At 48.9% G+C, this 15,692-nt stretch carries 16 protein-coding genes, 1 rRNA gene, 1 other RNA gene and 1 pseudogene; 8 read left to right on the top strand and 11 right to left on the bottom strand.

Annotation, left to right across the window (positions count from 1 at the left end):
• From R2X38_RS25355 to R2X38_RS25335, 6 genes and pseudogenes are all read right to left on the bottom strand, one after another.
• Positions 1 to 64: ribosomal RNA gene (locus R2X38_RS25355) — 16S ribosomal RNA — on the bottom strand; the annotation flags it as partial.
• 292 nt (positions 65 to 356) lie between these two features.
• A complete protein-coding gene (locus R2X38_RS25350) occupies positions 357 to 662 on the bottom strand; it encodes a hypothetical protein (protein WP_317525129.1) in 306 nt (101 codons plus the stop codon).
• Positions 663 to 665: 3 nt separating this feature from the next.
• Positions 666 to 752: pseudogene (locus R2X38_RS26850) on the bottom strand (prepilin-type N-terminal cleavage/methylation domain-containing protein); the annotation flags it as partial.
• Entirely contained in the window at positions 739 to 2,100 is a 1,362-nt protein-coding gene (locus R2X38_RS25345) for a hypothetical protein (RefSeq protein WP_317525128.1), read from the bottom strand. The pseudogene R2X38_RS26850 and the gene R2X38_RS25345, both read right to left, overlap by 14 nt.
• Positions 2,101 to 2,113: 13 nt before the next feature.
• Positions 2,114 to 2,704 (bottom strand): type II secretion system protein J, encoded by a 591-nt coding sequence (locus tag R2X38_RS25340; protein WP_317525127.1) that lies wholly within the window; start codon positions 2,702 to 2,704, stop codon positions 2,114 to 2,116.
• A complete protein-coding gene (locus R2X38_RS25335; protein ID WP_317525126.1) occupies positions 2,705 to 3,235 on the bottom strand; it encodes a GspH/FimT family pseudopilin in 531 nt (176 codons plus the stop codon).
• Between the two features lie 112 nt (positions 3,236 to 3,347).
• Between R2X38_RS25335 and R2X38_RS25330 the strand changes: the two genes are divergently transcribed.
• A complete protein-coding gene (locus tag R2X38_RS25330; protein ID WP_317525125.1) occupies positions 3,348 to 3,770 on the top strand; it encodes a type IV pilin protein in 423 nt (140 codons plus the stop codon).
• Positions 3,771 to 3,840: 70 nt separating this feature from the next.
• Here the strand turns inward: R2X38_RS25330 and dnaJ are convergent, their stop codons facing one another.
• The 3 genes from dnaJ to grpE form a co-directional block, all read right to left on the bottom strand.
• The gene (gene dnaJ, locus R2X38_RS25325; protein WP_039469484.1) at positions 3,841 to 4,983 is read right to left on the bottom strand and encodes a molecular chaperone DnaJ; all 1,143 of its coding nucleotides are present in this window, start codon (positions 4,981 to 4,983) and stop codon (positions 3,841 to 3,843) included.
• An 87-nt stretch (positions 4,984 to 5,070) separates the two neighbouring features.
• Entirely contained in the window at positions 5,071 to 6,993 is a 1,923-nt protein-coding gene (gene dnaK, locus R2X38_RS25320) for a molecular chaperone DnaK (RefSeq protein ID WP_317525132.1), read from the bottom strand.
• Between the two features lie 211 nt (positions 6,994 to 7,204).
• On the bottom strand, positions 7,205 to 7,828 hold the full coding sequence (gene grpE / locus R2X38_RS25315) for a nucleotide exchange factor GrpE (protein WP_317525124.1): 624 nt from the start codon (positions 7,826 to 7,828) through the stop codon (positions 7,205 to 7,207).
• 181 nt (positions 7,829 to 8,009) lie between these two features.
• Here grpE and nadK point away from each other — a divergent pair, with 181 nt between their 5' ends.
• The 3 genes from nadK to bamE all read left to right on the top strand — a co-directional run bounded on the left by nadK (position 8,010) and on the right by bamE (position 11,247).
• Positions 8,010 to 8,900 (top strand): NAD(+) kinase, encoded by an 891-nt coding sequence (nadK, locus tag R2X38_RS25310; RefSeq protein ID WP_317525131.1) that lies wholly within the window; start codon positions 8,010 to 8,012, stop codon positions 8,898 to 8,900.
• Positions 8,901 to 9,083: 183 nt separating this feature from the next.
• Positions 9,084 to 10,751: a DNA repair protein RecN gene (recN, locus tag R2X38_RS25305; RefSeq protein ID WP_317525123.1), complete on the top strand. Its 1,668-nt coding sequence runs from the start codon at positions 9,084 to 9,086 to the stop codon at positions 10,749 to 10,751.
• Between the two features lie 139 nt (positions 10,752 to 10,890).
• Positions 10,891 to 11,247, top strand: a complete 357-nt coding sequence (bamE, locus tag R2X38_RS25300) for an outer membrane protein assembly factor BamE (RefSeq protein WP_317525121.1) — start codon at positions 10,891 to 10,893, stop codon at positions 11,245 to 11,247.
• A 111-nt stretch (positions 11,248 to 11,358) separates the two neighbouring features.
• On the opposite strand, the gene R2X38_RS25295 is transcribed toward bamE, so the two are convergent.
• Positions 11,359 to 11,685, bottom strand: a complete 327-nt coding sequence (locus R2X38_RS25295) for an RnfH family protein (RefSeq protein WP_317525130.1) — start codon at positions 11,683 to 11,685, stop codon at positions 11,359 to 11,361.
• Positions 11,675 to 12,109 (bottom strand): SRPBCC family protein, encoded by a 435-nt coding sequence (locus tag R2X38_RS25290; RefSeq protein ID WP_317525120.1) that lies wholly within the window; start codon positions 12,107 to 12,109, stop codon positions 11,675 to 11,677. Before R2X38_RS25290 ends, R2X38_RS25295 begins: the two co-directional genes overlap by 11 nt.
• A gap of 210 nt (positions 12,110 to 12,319) precedes the next feature.
• On the opposite strand from R2X38_RS25290, the gene smpB reads away from it, so the two are divergent.
• From smpB to R2X38_RS25270, 4 genes are all read left to right on the top strand, one after another.
• Positions 12,320 to 12,799, top strand: a complete 480-nt coding sequence (smpB, locus tag R2X38_RS25285; protein ID WP_317525119.1) for an SsrA-binding protein SmpB — start codon at positions 12,320 to 12,322, stop codon at positions 12,797 to 12,799.
• Positions 12,800 to 12,945: 146 nt separating this feature from the next.
• Positions 12,946 to 13,315, top strand: a transfer-messenger RNA (tmRNA) gene (gene ssrA, locus R2X38_RS25280).
• 177 nt (positions 13,316 to 13,492) lie between these two features.
• On the top strand, positions 13,493 to 13,720 hold the full coding sequence (locus R2X38_RS25275) for a helix-turn-helix transcriptional regulator (protein ID WP_317525118.1): 228 nt from the start codon (positions 13,493 to 13,495) through the stop codon (positions 13,718 to 13,720).
• Positions 13,713 to 15,677 (top strand): DUF2075 domain-containing protein, encoded by a 1,965-nt coding sequence (locus R2X38_RS25270; RefSeq protein ID WP_317525117.1) that lies wholly within the window; start codon positions 13,713 to 13,715, stop codon positions 15,675 to 15,677. The genes R2X38_RS25275 and R2X38_RS25270 overlap by 8 nt, the downstream gene beginning before the upstream one ends.
• The last annotated feature ends 15 nt before the right edge of the window (positions 15,678 to 15,692 follow it).

Here is a 15,692-nt window from a genome sequence, read left to right as displayed (position 1 = left end):
CGACTTGCATGTGTTAGGCCTGCCGCCAGCGTTCAATCTGAGCCATGATCAAACTCTTCAATTAAAGTTTTGGCTCAGTGATTACTGATAAATTGACTGTGCTGATACCGAAGTATCAATTTGGTCACTCAGCTCACTGATAAATCTTTTTGACTATCATTTCACGAGTGCCCACACAGATTGCATGGTCAAATTGTTAAAGAACAATACTGATTGGTTAGCGACTTAAGTTGCCGTGCTCCGTGTCAGTGAGGTGGCATTATAGGGAGAGAATTCGAGAGGGCAATAGATTTTTTGAGAAAAATGACCAAGCGGTCAATAAGTGTTCGATATGTTTTTTTTAGACAAAATATCGTTCAATATTGTGTTCGTAATGTGACAAGAGAAATAGTCTGTGGTTGCTGCCAGCGGTCATTCCAGCTCACAGTAACCTCCACTTGCTTCGCATCACCAGCAGTTGCCAGTGTTTTAGAGCGGACAATCTGTTGCCAATTAAACGTCGTCCCTCCCCGGCTGATCGTGCCAGAGCCACCACTCAAACTGATATCGGCATAAGAATATGTTTTGATTTGCTCCAGCAGATTCTCTGCGACTTGAATAGCTATCAATCCTTTTGTTGCCGTCTCACCTTGGCGCTCGTAGTAAGACTGCATTTTAATCATTGCCAGTATCCCTACAGCCACAATTGCCAACGAGGCCAATACTTCAACTAAGCTAAAACCCTGGGTTCTATATTTTCTACTGGAAATCACGCCACGTTCCCTGCTGCCAAGTTACTTTCGTATTTGTGGGATTTGGTAATCTATCTTTCCAATAATTATCATTATATTTAGCAATGAAGGATGCATTCACGATAAAGTTCATGCCTTCAATGTCTACCGCGATGCCTCCGAAAGCATACAGGGAGCCATTGATATAAAAAGCTGAGTTTTGGTATATTTTTTCTTGCGAACTATCAATGCATTGCCCTGCCTTACTACAGGCCATGAGCATCTCAGATGAAATATCCTCCGTCGATTTATTTCCAGTATCGAATTGATATAGCAGGCCCGAAATCCCCACACTCCCGTTGTAGAAAACAGCACCGTCCTGGACCACGATGACAACAGAGTCAGTATCCGGCATCGCCTCTGCAGGTGCAGAGAAGTTAAATGGCTTAGAACCAGTACCATTAGATGGGTGTTGAAGATAACAGCTGCCTTCAACCCAGAATGATCGTGCCCCTTGCTCGAAAGCATTGTTGATCTGCTCCGCACAATCCGTCACCAAAACTTCCCCATCAGGCGGGCTGATCATCTCAAAGGTACCGTTATTTTTAACGGTATCCCACTGAGTTTTGGGAACGCCAAACAAATCTTTAAACATATCCATATTTGGTTCTTCGACAATGTCCTTCGCTAACGGCCAACGTATCCCTACCTTCGCGAAACTTTGATAACCCAAATTACAAATTGTTGAGTTATCCAAATCTGCAGTTTTATTTATATCATCAACTATTACACCTTCAGGTAACTGCTCTGAATTGTAACCATTCCCATCTTGAACAATCACTTTTGAATTCGTCGTCGTGTCGGTGTGAAAGAAATTACTGTGGTTTTTGACGACCATCGTAATACACTCACCGTCATTAAAATTGGGCAATAATTCGAAATCGCCACGTAAGGTAATATTCGAAGATGTTTTAAAGATGCCCGGCATTGCTGCAACCGTTTCGACTTTTACGTCTTTCGCTACTTCTCTTTTGCCTGGGCCATTATCTTCGGAAGCCACACTCTTTAGCGTATATAAACCGCCGCTCACCTCGTGGCCGGACACCATCAGAGATAGTCGTTCTTCATCCAAGCTCCCCGCCAAAACCACGCTATTGCATGCACCATATGAACGCGTTTCTGGGGTGCCGAGCGTCGTTTGGTTAATGCCGAACGCACACTGAAGCCCTCCTTCGGCCGACCAATGGCTTTTCTGGGCTAGGAGAGCATTTTGAAACCGCTTCACATTGTATTGACTCATTTCGGCTGAACGGTATAACCCATACGAACCCAACAGCATCAGCATTAATGTAACCCCCAGGGTCACAAACCCATTTTGTTGTCGCCTCATACCCTTCTCCGATTTAATTCAATACGGCAACATTGAGCTGGCTAGAATCCTGTGCGCCGCTAACCGGCGACCTCGCCGACATGACAACAGCAATTAACGGGAACTGGGCCAGATCCACGGTGAATCCTGTCAGCAGCATTTCCGAACTCACAGTGATCACTTCTCCTCCACTGCAAGCGGAGGCAATATTTTTCGGCGGTTCAGCAAGACTTTGCTGCTTGGTGTACAGTTTCAGCTCGCCTTCCTCATTTAAATACAGGGAGGAAAAACGTACTTTTTCTATTCCTCCTTCAGCCAACTCATAGGCATAGGCGATGCAGTCCTGAGTCGCACTAACGTACACGGTTTGCGGTGCGTCCGCCCACCTCACAGTGCCAGCATTCTCGCCTTCCAGCGAAAAACCCGCACGGCGCAGATCCGCACGGATAAATTGCCCTAAATCATGGAGCTGACTATCAAAGCTCAACTGCAGGCCAATCCGGCTGGCAGAGTTCAGGCCTGATGCAAACACACTGGATAAAACCATCAGCAATACCGCCCCCATTGCGCATGCCAACATCAGTTCGATCAGTGTCATACCGTATTGCTTTATACGATTCATCATTTAAGGCCCGCACTCTTCAAATCCAACCACTTGGCCAACCGAGCATACTCTCACCCTCGACTTGCTACTGATTTTCACTTCGACAGAAACACCCGCCCCCATACCTGGACTCGTGAGCACATAGGCCGTGCCAGAGCCCGTAATCGCTCTAACCGGATCAACACTGAAACGTACCTTAGAGTTGCTGATTGACAACCGCGAAAAAGCATCGCCATGTAAACCCGAAATCACCTGCTCGTGAGCACATGATGTCGGCGCGGTAGTGTTGGCTGTCACCAGTACGCACCATGTATTTTTCGTTGGAGACGCCATACCCAGGTTATGGATGTACAACTTCTGATTACGCCGGATAGCTTCAAGTCTCGTTTGCTTAAATTGCGTAGCAAGGCGGTTGGCGGCAGATTCAAGCTGGCGGTTGTCGAGAATCTGGGTAAATGAAGGTGCAGCTGCCATCATCAAAATCACGGCAACAGAAGTAACAATCAGCAACTCAATTAAACTAAAGCCGCTAGTCGATCCCAGTTTTTTCAAAACGTACCACCACAACATATAAATCATGTTGCTTATAGACTATCACTCTCTGACAATATGGGAGGTAAGTAAAACAGCAGTTAGCGAGTCAGCTCTGATGACAAGGAAACACATGCATATAAACAAACATAAAGGTGTGACATTAATCGAAATGATGATCGTTGTTGTGATTATTGGCGTACTCGCAAGCGTGGCTTACCCGAGCTATATTGAGCATCAGCGATCAGGCAATCGTACATCAGCCCAAGCCAGCCTGATGATGCTGCATCTGTGGATGGAAGAACAATTCACCAGCACTGGGGCATACCCTGCCAGCGTAGACAACAATAGCTGTCCCTCTTGTAACCTAAGTACCGGCTACTATATCTATTCAGCCACTTATGTGAGTGGTGGCCTTCCGGTCTATACGTTAGCGGCAACTCCAAAGGCTAGCAGCATGCAAAACGCTGATAAGTGTGGTGTGTTAACTGTTGCAGCAAGTGGACGGACACTAGCAACTAAAAACGGAACGACAGTAAGTGGATGCTGGAAATAACAAATCTACATTCTTACTGACACAAAAAAGCCAGCTTGCGCTGGCTTTTCGTAACTGACTCTAACGGGACTTAACCAGTCAGATCATCGAAGAACTTCTTCACACCGTCAAAGAAACCTTCAGCCTTCGGCTTGTGCTTCTTTGCCGCTTTACCGCCAAGGGTTTCTTCAAGCTCTTGCAGTAGCTCTTTCTGGCGGGCGCTCAAATTAACCGGGGTTTCTACCACCAGCTTACAGATAAGATCACCCATTGCGCCACCGCGTACCGACTTCACGCCCTTACCGCGCATGCGGAACATACGGCCAGTTTGCGTTTCAGACGGTACTTTCAGGTTCACGCGACCATCAAGGGTTGGAACTTCAACCTCGCCACCCAAAGCTGCCATAGTGAAGCTTACTGGGACTTCGCAGTATAGGTTGTTGCCGTCACGCTCGAAGATGTGGTGCTGGGCAACATGGACCTGTACGTACAGATCGCCTGCTGGTGCACCGAACTCGCCTGCTTCACCCTCGCCAGATAGACGAATGCGATCGCCTGTATCCACACCGGCAGGAATTTTAACAGACAGAGTCTTGGTTTCTTCTTTGCGGCCCTGGCCGTGACACGTGCCACAAGGTTCTTTGATGATCTTGCCGCGACCGTGACAGTGCGGACAAGTCTGCTGTACGGCGAAGAAGCCCTGGCGCATCTGCACCTGGCCACTACCATGACAGGTACCACATGTGGTGGCTGAAGTGCCTTTCTTAGCACCAGAACCATCACAGGTATCACAGTGAACCAAGGTAGGAACACGGATCTCTTTGCTGCATCCGCGAACGGCTTCTTCCAGTGTCAGTTCCATGTTGTAGCGCAAGTCGGCACCACGCTGGGCGCGCTGCTGACCACCACGACGGCCACCGCCACCGAAGATGTCGCCAAACACATCACCGAAAATGTCACCGAAGTCAGCACCACCGCCGAAGCCGCCGCCACCGCCCATACCGCCTTGCTCGAAGGCTGCATGGCCGTACTGGTCGTAAGCTGCTTTTTTCTGAGGATCCGTTAGGATTTCGTATGCAGTCTTAACTTCTTTGAATTTCTCAGCGGCCTGCTCGTCACCCTGGTTACGGTCAGGGTGGAACTTCATTGCAAGGCGCTTGTAAGCCTTTTTGATATCACGCTCTGACGCATCACGACTTACGCCCAGAACTTCGTAAAAATCTCGTTTTGACATACTTATCTGTCACCTGCCTTAATACAGCTACGGGCGCAAGAGTAAACTCCAACGCCCGCGCTCAACTAAGAATAAGAATTAACTATCTTATTTCTTGTCGTCTTTAACTTCTTCGAACTCAGCGTCAACTACGTTGTCGTCTTGCTGCTCTTGCTGTGGCTGTTCGCCACCCGCTTGTGCCTGCTGTGCTTGAGCTTGCTGCTGAGCGATTTCCATTAGCTTCTGAGAAGCTGCGATTAACGCCTGAACTTTAGCGTCGATCGCTTCTTTGTCTTCGCCTTTACGTGCTTCTTCAAGCTCGTTTACAGCCGCTTCGATAGTTGCTTTGTCTTCTGCTGGAAGCGCTTCGCCTGCTTCTTCGATCTGCTTGCGAGTACCGTGAACTAGCTGGTCAGCTTGGTTACGTGCAGTTACCAACTCTTCGAACTTCTTGTCCGCTTCTTTGTTAGCTTCTGCTTCTTGTACCATTTTCTCGATATCTTCGTCGCTCAGACCGCCAGATGCCTGGATAGTGATCTTCTGCTCTTTACCTGTGCTCTTATCTTTTGCAGATACGTGCAGGATACCGTCAGCATCTAGGTCGAAAGTTACTTCGATCTGAGGCATGCCGCGAGGAGCAGGGTTGATACCTTCTAGGTTGAACTGGCCAAGAGACTTGTTGTAGCCCGCCTGCTTACGCTCACCCTGTAGAACGTGGATAGTTACCGCGCTCTGGTTGTCTTCAGCTGTTGAGAACACCTGGTTCGCCTTAGTAGGGATAGTGGTGTTTTTCTCGATTAGCTTAGTCATTACGCCACCCATGGTTTCGATACCAAGAGATAGTGGAGTAACGTCTAGTAGAAGAACGTCTTTAACGTCACCAGCAAGAACACCACCCTGAACTGCAGCACCAACGGCAACTGCTTCGTCTGGGTTCACGTCTTTACGCGGCTCTTTGCCAAAGAATTCAGAAACTTTCGCCTGAACCATAGGCATACGAGTCTGACCACCAACTAGGATGACGTCAGTGATGTCGCCTACAGATAGGTCTGCATCAGCTAGAGCAACTTTTAGTGGCTCAAGAGAGCGCTGTACTAGGTCTTCAACTAGAGATTCTAGTTTCGCACGCGTCACTTTGATGTTCATGTGCTTAGGACCCGTCGCATCAGCAGTCACGTAAGGTAGGTTTACGTCAGTCTGCTGTGCAGAAGATAGTTCGATTTTCGCTTTTTCAGCAGCTTCTTTAACACGCTGCATCGCTAGCGGATCGTTCTTAAGATCGATACCTTGCTCTTTCTTGAACTCGTCAACCAAGTAGTTGATCATGCGGTTATCGAAGTCTTCACCACCTAGGTGCGTGTCACCGTTGGTAGAAAGAACTTCGAAGGTCTTCTCGCCTTCAACTTCGTCGATTTCGATGATAGAGATATCGAAAGTACCACCACCAAGGTCGTAAACCGCGATAGTACGGTCACCGCCCTGCTTGTCTAGGCCGTAAGCCAGTGCAGCAGCTGTTGGTTCGTTGATGATACGCTTAACTTCAAGACCTGCGATACGGCCGGCATCTTTAGTTGCCTGACGCTGTGCATCGTTGAAGTATGCTGGAACTGTGATAACCGCGCCAGTTACTTCCTCACCTAGGAAGTCTTCAGCAGTTTTCTTCATTTTCTTAAGTACTTCAGCAGAAACCTGAGGAGCAGCCATTTTCTGGCCTTTTGCTTCTACCCAAGCATCACCGTTGTCAGCCTTAACGATTTTGAAAGGCATGATTTCGATGTCGCGCTGTACTTCTTCGTCTTCAAAGCGACGACCGATAAGACGCTTGATTGCGAACAGCGTGTTTTCAGGGTTTGTAACCGCCTGACGCTTAGCTGGCTGACCAACTAGAGTTTCACCGTCTTGGGTGTAAGCGATCACAGATGCCGTTGTGCGCTCACCCTCAGCATTTTCAATTACACGTGGCTTGTCACCATCAAGTACTGCTACACAAGAGTTAGTTGTACCCAAGTCAATACCAATGATTTTACCCATCAGGCTCTCTCCGAAATTCATTTAGCTTACTTGCCAGCCCGTTACCATAACGCCGCTGACAACGCGGTTTCACCCGCAGAAATTGATTTACGATGTCGTATGACTACTAGATAAGGGCAGCCAAATTGTTTTCAAGGGTGACACCGAAAAAAAATTAAAAAAAAATTAAAAAAGCCCGCTCGAAGCGGGCTTTGCTCAATCGCTATCCCGCTTAAGCTTGGGTATCGATGTTGCCAGCCGCAGCCTTAGACACCATTACCATCGCTGGGCGAACAACACGGCCGTTTAGCTCGTAGCCTTTCTGCATAACCAACATTACGGTGTTTGGCTCATGCTCGGCGCTTTCCTGAATAGACATCGCCTGGTGGAATTCAGGGTTAAAGGCTTCACCGATTGGGTTTAACTGCTTCAGGCCGAATTTCTCAACTGTGCCCATCATGGTCTTCAGCGTTAGCTCAACACCTTCAACCATAGGTTTGATGGCTTCATCACTCTTGTCTGCCATTTCGATAGCACGTTCCATGTTATCGATAACCGGCAGTAGCTCTTCAGCAAACTTATTCAGAGCGAACTTACGAGCCTTGTCGACTTCCTGCTCGCTGCGACGACGCATGTTTTCTACGTCAGCACGGGCGCGCAAAACGCTGTCTTGCTGCTCGCGTACTTTGGCTTCGCTGGTTAGCAAAGCGGCTTCAAGCTCAGCGATACGGGCTTCCTGCTGTTCTTCAAGGGTCATTTCAACGACTTCTTCCTCAGCAGATTCAGTTTCAACCGCTTCAACAGTTTGCTCTTGCTGTAGCTGTTCGTCCTGTACTTTTTTCTCTTCGTTGCTCATGCTTTCGCTTCTCCGCCAAGATCATGGTATTCAATGGAGGATAGAATAATCAGCTCTATCCAAAAAACTCGTATATGCGCATATTATGGGGATGAACTTCAATGATTCAAGCCGATATCGCTCACAATGCGCGACAAGTGTCTAATCCTGACGCTATACTGGTTCTCTCTTTATTTGTCGGATCATGGACATGACACGCGTTTTCCAGACTATCGCGATAATTGGCAAACCCCGTAACCCCGAAGCCCTGCAGACTCATATGAGCCTCTACAAATGGTTGGTCGAAAAAGGCTATGACGTACTTGTTGACCACCGGTTGGCCAACGACCTGTCACTGCCCAAAGCCGCCTTTTGTGATTTATTGACCATAGGTGACAAGGCCAATTTGGCCATCGTGGTAGGCGGTGACGGCAATATGCTGGGTGCGGCACGGGTACTGTCCCGCTTCGACATTGCGGTAATTGGTGTCAACCGTGGTAGCCTTGGCTTCTTGACCGATCTTGACCCCGATGCCTTCGAGGACGAACTAGAACAAGTGCTCAATGGCGAATACGTGGTTGAAAAACGCTTCCTGCTTGAGGCCGAAGTCCATCGCCATGGCATGATCAAAAGCCGCAATGCCGCCCTTAACGAAGCTGTGCTCCACCCGGATAAAATCGCCCACATGATTGAATTCGAGGTCTACATTGATGATACCTTCGCCTTCTCGCAGCGCTCCGACGGCCTGATCATCTCGACCCCGACAGGATCAACCGCTTACTCCCTATCCGGTGGCGGCCCTATCCTGTCATCCGAGCTCAATGCGATTTCTCTGGTACCTATGTTCCCGCATACCCTGTCATGCCGCCCTTTGGTGGTCGATGGCAACAGCCGGATCAAATTGCTGGTTTCACCGACCAATGGCAGCACGCTGGAAGTCAGCTGTGACGGCCAGGTCTCCCTGCCTGTCAGCCCAGGCGATGAGATCCATATCTACCAGAGCCCGGAAACCCTGCGGCTGATCCACCCGAAGAATTACAGCTACTATGAAGTGCTGCGAGGTAAGTTGGGCTGGTCGAGCCGCCTGTTCTAGCAAAAAACACCCCAGTTAACGAATTCTGAAGCCAACCCTGCGGTTGGCTTTTTTATTACCAATTTTCAGAACGTTAACCTAAATCAAGCTTTGTTGGAAAAATTTCATCAACAGTACTTTACTGTATGTAGATACAGTATATACTGTATGAAAAAACAGGTGTTGATTTAAACAGGTGAACACATGCTGGCTCATATGACGATCTCAAACTTTGCTATTGTCAAAAACCTTGAATTTGAACTTAAACCGGGAATGACCACCATCACCGGTGAAACGGGTGCAGGTAAGTCTATTGCCATCGATGCACTTGGCTTGTGTTTGGGTGATCGCGCCGAAGCCTGCATGGTTCGCCCGAACGAAGACAAAGCAGAAATCTCTGCCGCCTTTTCATTGCTCAACAACCAAGCCGCCCGCCGCTGGCTGGAAGACAACGAGCTGATTGATGGTGACGAGTGTATCCTGCGCCGTGTCATCACCAAGGAAGGCCGTTCGCGTGGATTCATCAACGGCAGTCCTGTACCTGCTTCGCAGCAAAAAGCGCTGGGCCAACTGCTAATCAACATCCACGGTCAGCATGCCCACCAGCAGCTGATGCGCCCTGACTACCAGCAGCAAATGCTGGATCAGTACGCCGGTCACCATCAATTGATGGAAAAGACCCGCAACCACTATCAGCGCTGGCGTCAGGCTAACAACGAATACAAGCGTTTGGTTCAGAACCGCGAAGAGAACGAAGCGCAAAAGCAGCTGATCCAATACCAGGTTAAAGAGCTCAACGAACTGGCTTTAGCCGAAGACGAGTACGACGAGATCGAGGAAGAGCACAAGCGTCTCTCCAACAGCGGCGAGCTGGCAGTATCGAGCCAAACCGCCCTGTCGATGCTTTACGACAACGAAGATTGCAACGCCCTCAACATGCTGCAGTCAGCATGTCAGGAAGTCGCCAACCTCGGGGAAATCGACAGCAACCTAAGCGCTATCCCGCAAATGCTGGAAGAAGCCATTATCCAGGTACAGGAAGCAAGCCAGGAGCTGCGCAGCTACCTCGACAACATGGATATGGATCCACAGCGGCTGATGTACCTCGAAGAACGCTTGGCCAAGATCATGTCGCTTGCCCGCAAACACTACGTGATGCCCGAAGAGCTATACAACAAGCATCAGGAGCTGCTCAAAGAGCTTGAGAACCTTGATTGCAGCGATGAGCGCTTGGAAGAAATCGCCGAGAACATTGAATGCCTGCGCCAGAAGTTCCTGGCCAGCGCAGAGAAGCTGAGCAAGAGCCGCCAACGCTATGCCAAGGAGCTCGACAAAAAGATCTCCGACAGCATGCATCAGCTCAGCATGGAAAACGGCGTGTTCAAGATTGATGTCCAGAGCGATGCCGAAGGCATGCTCAGCCCGCTAGGTTTCGACACCATCACCTTCCTGGTCTCCACCAACCCGGGCCAGCCGTTGCAGCCGTTGGGTAAAGTGGCCTCCGGTGGTGAGCTGTCACGTATCTCGTTGGCTATTCAGGTGATCACGGCGCAGAAAGTCGAAACCCCTAGCCTGATTTTCGATGAAGTCGATGTGGGTATCAGTGGACCGACCGCAGCGATTGTCGGCAAGATGCTACGCACCCTGGGCGAATCAACCCAGGTCATGTGTGTGACCCACTTGCCGCAGGTTGCCGGTTGCGGCCACCAGCAGATGTTCGTGGCGAAGAAGTCCAGCAAGGGCCAGACCGAAACCAACATGTTCCCGCTGACACAGGAAGCACGCGTCAACGAACTTGCCCGCCTGCTGGGCGGTAGCGAAATTACCGAAAGGACATTGGCAAACGCAAAAGAACTGCTTGTTGCGGCATAAATAGAATAAACTTAATGGGCAGTGCAACTAAATGGTTGTACTGTAGTCTCAATTACAGTTTTTTTCTTTACTGCTTTTTTACTTCTGCTCGGGTGTTGTTTATCATCGCTGCAGAATAAAGCGAACTTGCCGGGATGCTATGAGTTGGAAGAACCTTGCTGCCGTGACTTTGGCGGTCAGTTTATTGGGTGGCTGTTCAGTCGTTGAACGACTGGTTTACCGAATTGATATTAACCAGGGTAACTACCTGGAGCAAAAAGATATCGACACCCTTCGATACGGAATGAACAAAGAGCAGGTGCAGTTTGTACTTGGCTCGCCAATGCTGGTTGAACCTGAGTACCCGCACACCTGGTACTACGTGTACTACCACAAGCCGGGCCACGATGAACCGCAACAGAAAAACCTGATCCTGAAGTTCAATGCCCAGAATCAGCTAACCAGCCTTGAAGGGGACTACGAGAAAAGCCCTCAGTTCATGGAGCAATTCAACTAAGTACTCATTCAACCAAGTACTGAGCTTGCTCGAGAACAAATTGCTGGTTACCAGAAAACAAAAAGCTCGCCATTGGCGAGCTTTTTTCATTTTTGTCTTTTAAGCACTAAATTAGGCTTTCTCTTCTTTGGCAGCCAAAGCCTCTTGCTTGGCTTGCTCCGCGCGCTTGCGGCGGATCTCTTTCGGATCGGCCAGCAGCGGGCGGTAAATCTCAATGCGGTCACCGTCATGCACCGTGGCATCCAGCTTCACGTTACGGCTGAAGATCCCCACTTTGTTTTTCTTCAGGTCGATCTCCGGGTACATTGCCAGCACCCCGGATTGCTCGATGATCTGCTGCACCTGCATATCCGGCGTGACCGTCACGCGGATCACCTTCTGTACATCGGGCAGGGCATAGACCACTTCGACGTGGATCAGCTTTTCTTCAGAAGTCATAAATCTCTCGCGCACGCTGGGTAAAGGCAGACACCATGTTATTGGTCAAGTCGCGGAATACCTTACCAAACGCCGCTTCCACCAAACCATTGGTAAATTCAAAGTCCAACTTGAGTTCAACCTTGCACGCTTCGGCATCGAGCTCGGTGAAGTGCCAACCACCGACCAGACGACTGAACGGGCCGTCAACCAACTGCATGGCTATCACACTACCGTCAGTCAGATCATTACGTGTCACAAATGTTTTTTTGATCCCGGCCTTGGACACATCCACCGAAGCCATCATATGCTGTTCGGAGCTTTCCAGGATTTTGGTACCAGAACAGCCCGGCAGGAATGCAGGGTATGATTCCACATCATTAACAAGTTCAAACATTTGTTTTGCACTAAATGGGACTAATGCAGAACGGCTGATCTGAGGCATAGCTTCTCCTTACGCTGAAAACGTGCCGCCGGTCCTAGGGTTTGCGCGCATTGCGGGTAACACTATGACAAGGGCAACCTCAATGATACCATTACTGGGCTAACAGCCAAAATAAGCGTGTTTATTGACTTCATCTCGTTGATTTATAAATAGACACTTTTCGACCAGCCAGAGTTTCTGAAGCTGGGACAGCAACATTCAAGAGTATTTATGGCCAAGAAAAAACCAAAGCAAAGTAGCAATACGATTGCCAAGAACAAAAGCGCCCGTTTCGAATTCGCGATCAGCGACGAGTACGAAGCTGGCATGGAGCTCCAGGGTTGGGAAGTTAAGGCGATCCGCTCTGGTAAGGTAAACATCTCGGAAAGCTACGTGTTCCTGCGCAACGGCGAAGCCTTCATTTCGGGTGTACAGATCACCCCGCTGAACGCCGCGTCTACCCACGTAGTGGCCGATCCTACCCGTACCCGTAAGCTACTGTTGAACCGCCGTGAAATCGACAAGCTAATGGGTGCCGTTAACCGCGATGGCGAAACCATCGTGGCCCTTTCCATGTACTGGAAAGGTTCATGGGTTAAACTTAAGATAGGTACGGCGAAAGGTAAGAAGCTACACGACAAGCGTGCTGACAAGAAAGACAAAGATTGGGCACGCGACAAGGCGCGTATCATGAAGAGCAGCCTGCGCTAGTCCGCCTTTCCTGCCAGTCATAGCAACCTGTATAGATATCTGTTTATCCAAGTTGGTATAAGTGATGGATTTTTCTCCATTAGAGACACACTGGCAGGGAATTGTATTGACGCTAGGTGAAATTCTGTTACCATCGCCTTAACTCTGGGGCTGATTTAGGATTCGACAGGATCACGAAGGCTTGTGGAGCATGCCGAGGTGCGGTTGGCCTCGTAAAAAAGCCGCAAAAAAATAGTCGCAAACGACGAAAACTACGCACTAGCAGCTTAATAACCTGCTAAGAGCGCTCCTGCCCTAGCTTCCGCTTGTAAGACGGGGACCAACAGGGGTTCAAACCCAAACAAGATAGCGAGGGAACCTTCGACCAGAGAGGTGAACCGCGAAATAGAATTCTGGTATGTATTGGCATGGCGTGTCTTTCCGCAGTGCTCTTACGAGAATATAGAAAGACTAAGCATGTAGCGCCATCTGTTAGACTGATTTTGGACGCGGGTTCAACTCCCGCCAGCTCCACCAAACGTTTGGAAAGGGCGGTAATCGAAAGGTTACCGCCCTTTTTGTTTTTCTATTATTACCAACACCCACAACCTCGCAACTTCTCATCTACGAAAAAAAATGTGACTCATAGTCCGTGGACCAAAAGTCTACAGACGCAGACCATGTCGTTCATAAGCAAGCAAAAAGTAGACTGCCGTGAACGACTCAGTACTCAAACCCTTTGGGTTACACATTAAACAATTAAGAAAGGATACTGCGTTAAGCCAAGAAGAATTGGCTGCGCGTTGTGGACTTGACCGTACCTATATCAGTGGCATTGAGCGCGGCCTGAGAAATGTTAGCCTCATCAACTTGTTTAAGTTGGCAAAGGCACTTGATGTTGCACCGGAAAAGCTTTTGGCGTTTGAGGTCGACAATGACTAACCGAGCTTTTTACGACGCAGCCCTATCGGATTTTCTTCAATCTACCTCAGATAACATTATCGGTAAGCTTGCCAGTAGCCATACCCAGCAATTACAGCATGAACAGACAGGGGCGTGGGCAGCGCAAGTTCAAATATTGCAGCAAGCATTATCTGGTTTAACACCTCGTGATGGGCACCTGTTCTTTGAGTTCCTTATCCCGCGAATGGGACGGCGCGCTGATGCGGTACTTATCTATCAAGGTATTATCTTTGTTATCGAGTTTAAAGTCGGCTCAAGCAACTACCATTCCGCCGATCTACGCCAAACCGTCGGATATGCACTAGACCTGAAAAACTTCCATCGAGGCAGTCATTCACTCCCTATTGTGCCAATTCTACTGGCAACCAAAGCTGAAAAAAGTGCTTGGGAGTTAAACCTCGATAAAGATGGCGTCGCTAAACCAATTGTCGATAACGGCCAGCAGATAGCCGACATCATCATGCAGTGCGCAGTTAAGTTACAAGCTAATCAGGTTGATGCCATTGAGTGGTCTAATAGCGGTTACCTCCCTACCCCAACTATCGTGGAGGCTGCGCAGGCACTGTATGCCAATCATGCTGTTGAAGATATTGCGCGTAATGAAGCTGATACTCAAAACCTAGGCGTAACCAGCGACGAGTTACTCGAGCTAATCCACCAAGCCCGAGTCAATAAGCAAAAAATTATTTGTTTCGTCACAGGTGTCCCCGGTGCAGGTAAAACCTTGGTCGGGCTTAATATTGCCAACACCCACTCTAACCCTAAAGATAACGAGTACTCAGTTTTTCTCAGTGGTAACGGACCATTAGTGAGTGTATTGCAAGAAGCACTCGCCATGGATAAATCTTCACGTACAAATATGAGCAAAGCGGCTGCACGCCGAGAAACGTCACAGTTTATCCAGAATATTCACCGCTTCCGTGATGAGGCTTTGGATGGCTCTGTCCCACCAGAAAATGTCGCGATCTTTGACGAGGCACAAAGGGCCTGGAACGCAGAGCAGACATCAAAGTTCATGCAAACCAAGCGTAATCAGCCCGACTTTAATCAATCTGAGCCTGAGTTCTTGATTGAAGTGATGGACAGGCACGAAGCCTGGGCGGTGATCATTGCTCTGATTGGCGGCGGGCAAGAGATCAACACTGGCGAAGCCGGGCTTGCGGGATGGCTATCGGCCTTAGAGCATGATTACTCTCATTGGCAGGTATACTGCTCGACAGAATTGCTCAAGGGTGAATATATCTCAGATGGTTTATCACTCGAAAACCTGCAAAATGCAAACAAACTACCAAGCCTGCACTTAGCGACTTCGATGCGATCGTTCAGGGCCGAAAAGCTGTCTAGTTTTGTACACCATGTCATCGCAGGAGAATGCTCAAAAGCCGCAGAGTTGGCTGCTGAGTTACAAGCTCAATATCCGCTCTACCTGACCCGAGATCTCACTAAAGCCAAACAATGGCTAAAGCAGCAATCTCGCGGATTGGAGAGCATTGGTATGCTGGCATCTTCCAATGGCATTCGCCTCAAAGCTGAAGGGATCTTTGTCAAAAACAAGTTTGATCCGGTTAGCTGGTTCCTTCACCCCCACGACGATATCCGCTCATGCCACTTCCTAGAAGATGTTGCTACTGAGTTTGATGTCCAAGGGCTTGAGCTAGACTGGTGTCTGGTTGGGTGGGATGCCGACTATCGTTATAATGATCAGCAATTTGAGCATTGGCGCTTCAAAGGCACTCAATGGCAAAAGCGTAACAAAGAGCAAGATAAACGCTATCTAGAGAATGCTTACCGGGTGCTGCTGACGCGTGCACGACAAGGGATGGTGATCTTTGTGCCTGAAGGAAACGATGGCGACCCAACCCGTCCATGTCACTATTACCAACACACTTACCAATACCTTCTACAGTGCGGGTTCCAAACCTTACCTTTTGACTGAGCACTAAAAGCAACA

The sequence above is a fragment of the Photobacterium rosenbergii genome (assembly GCF_033022775.1).
Lineage (GTDB): Bacteria > Pseudomonadota > Gammaproteobacteria > Enterobacterales > Vibrionaceae > Photobacterium > Photobacterium rosenbergii_A.
The sequence above is the reverse complement of the archived record's forward strand: the minus strand, read 5'-3'. Positions and strand labels throughout refer to the sequence as shown.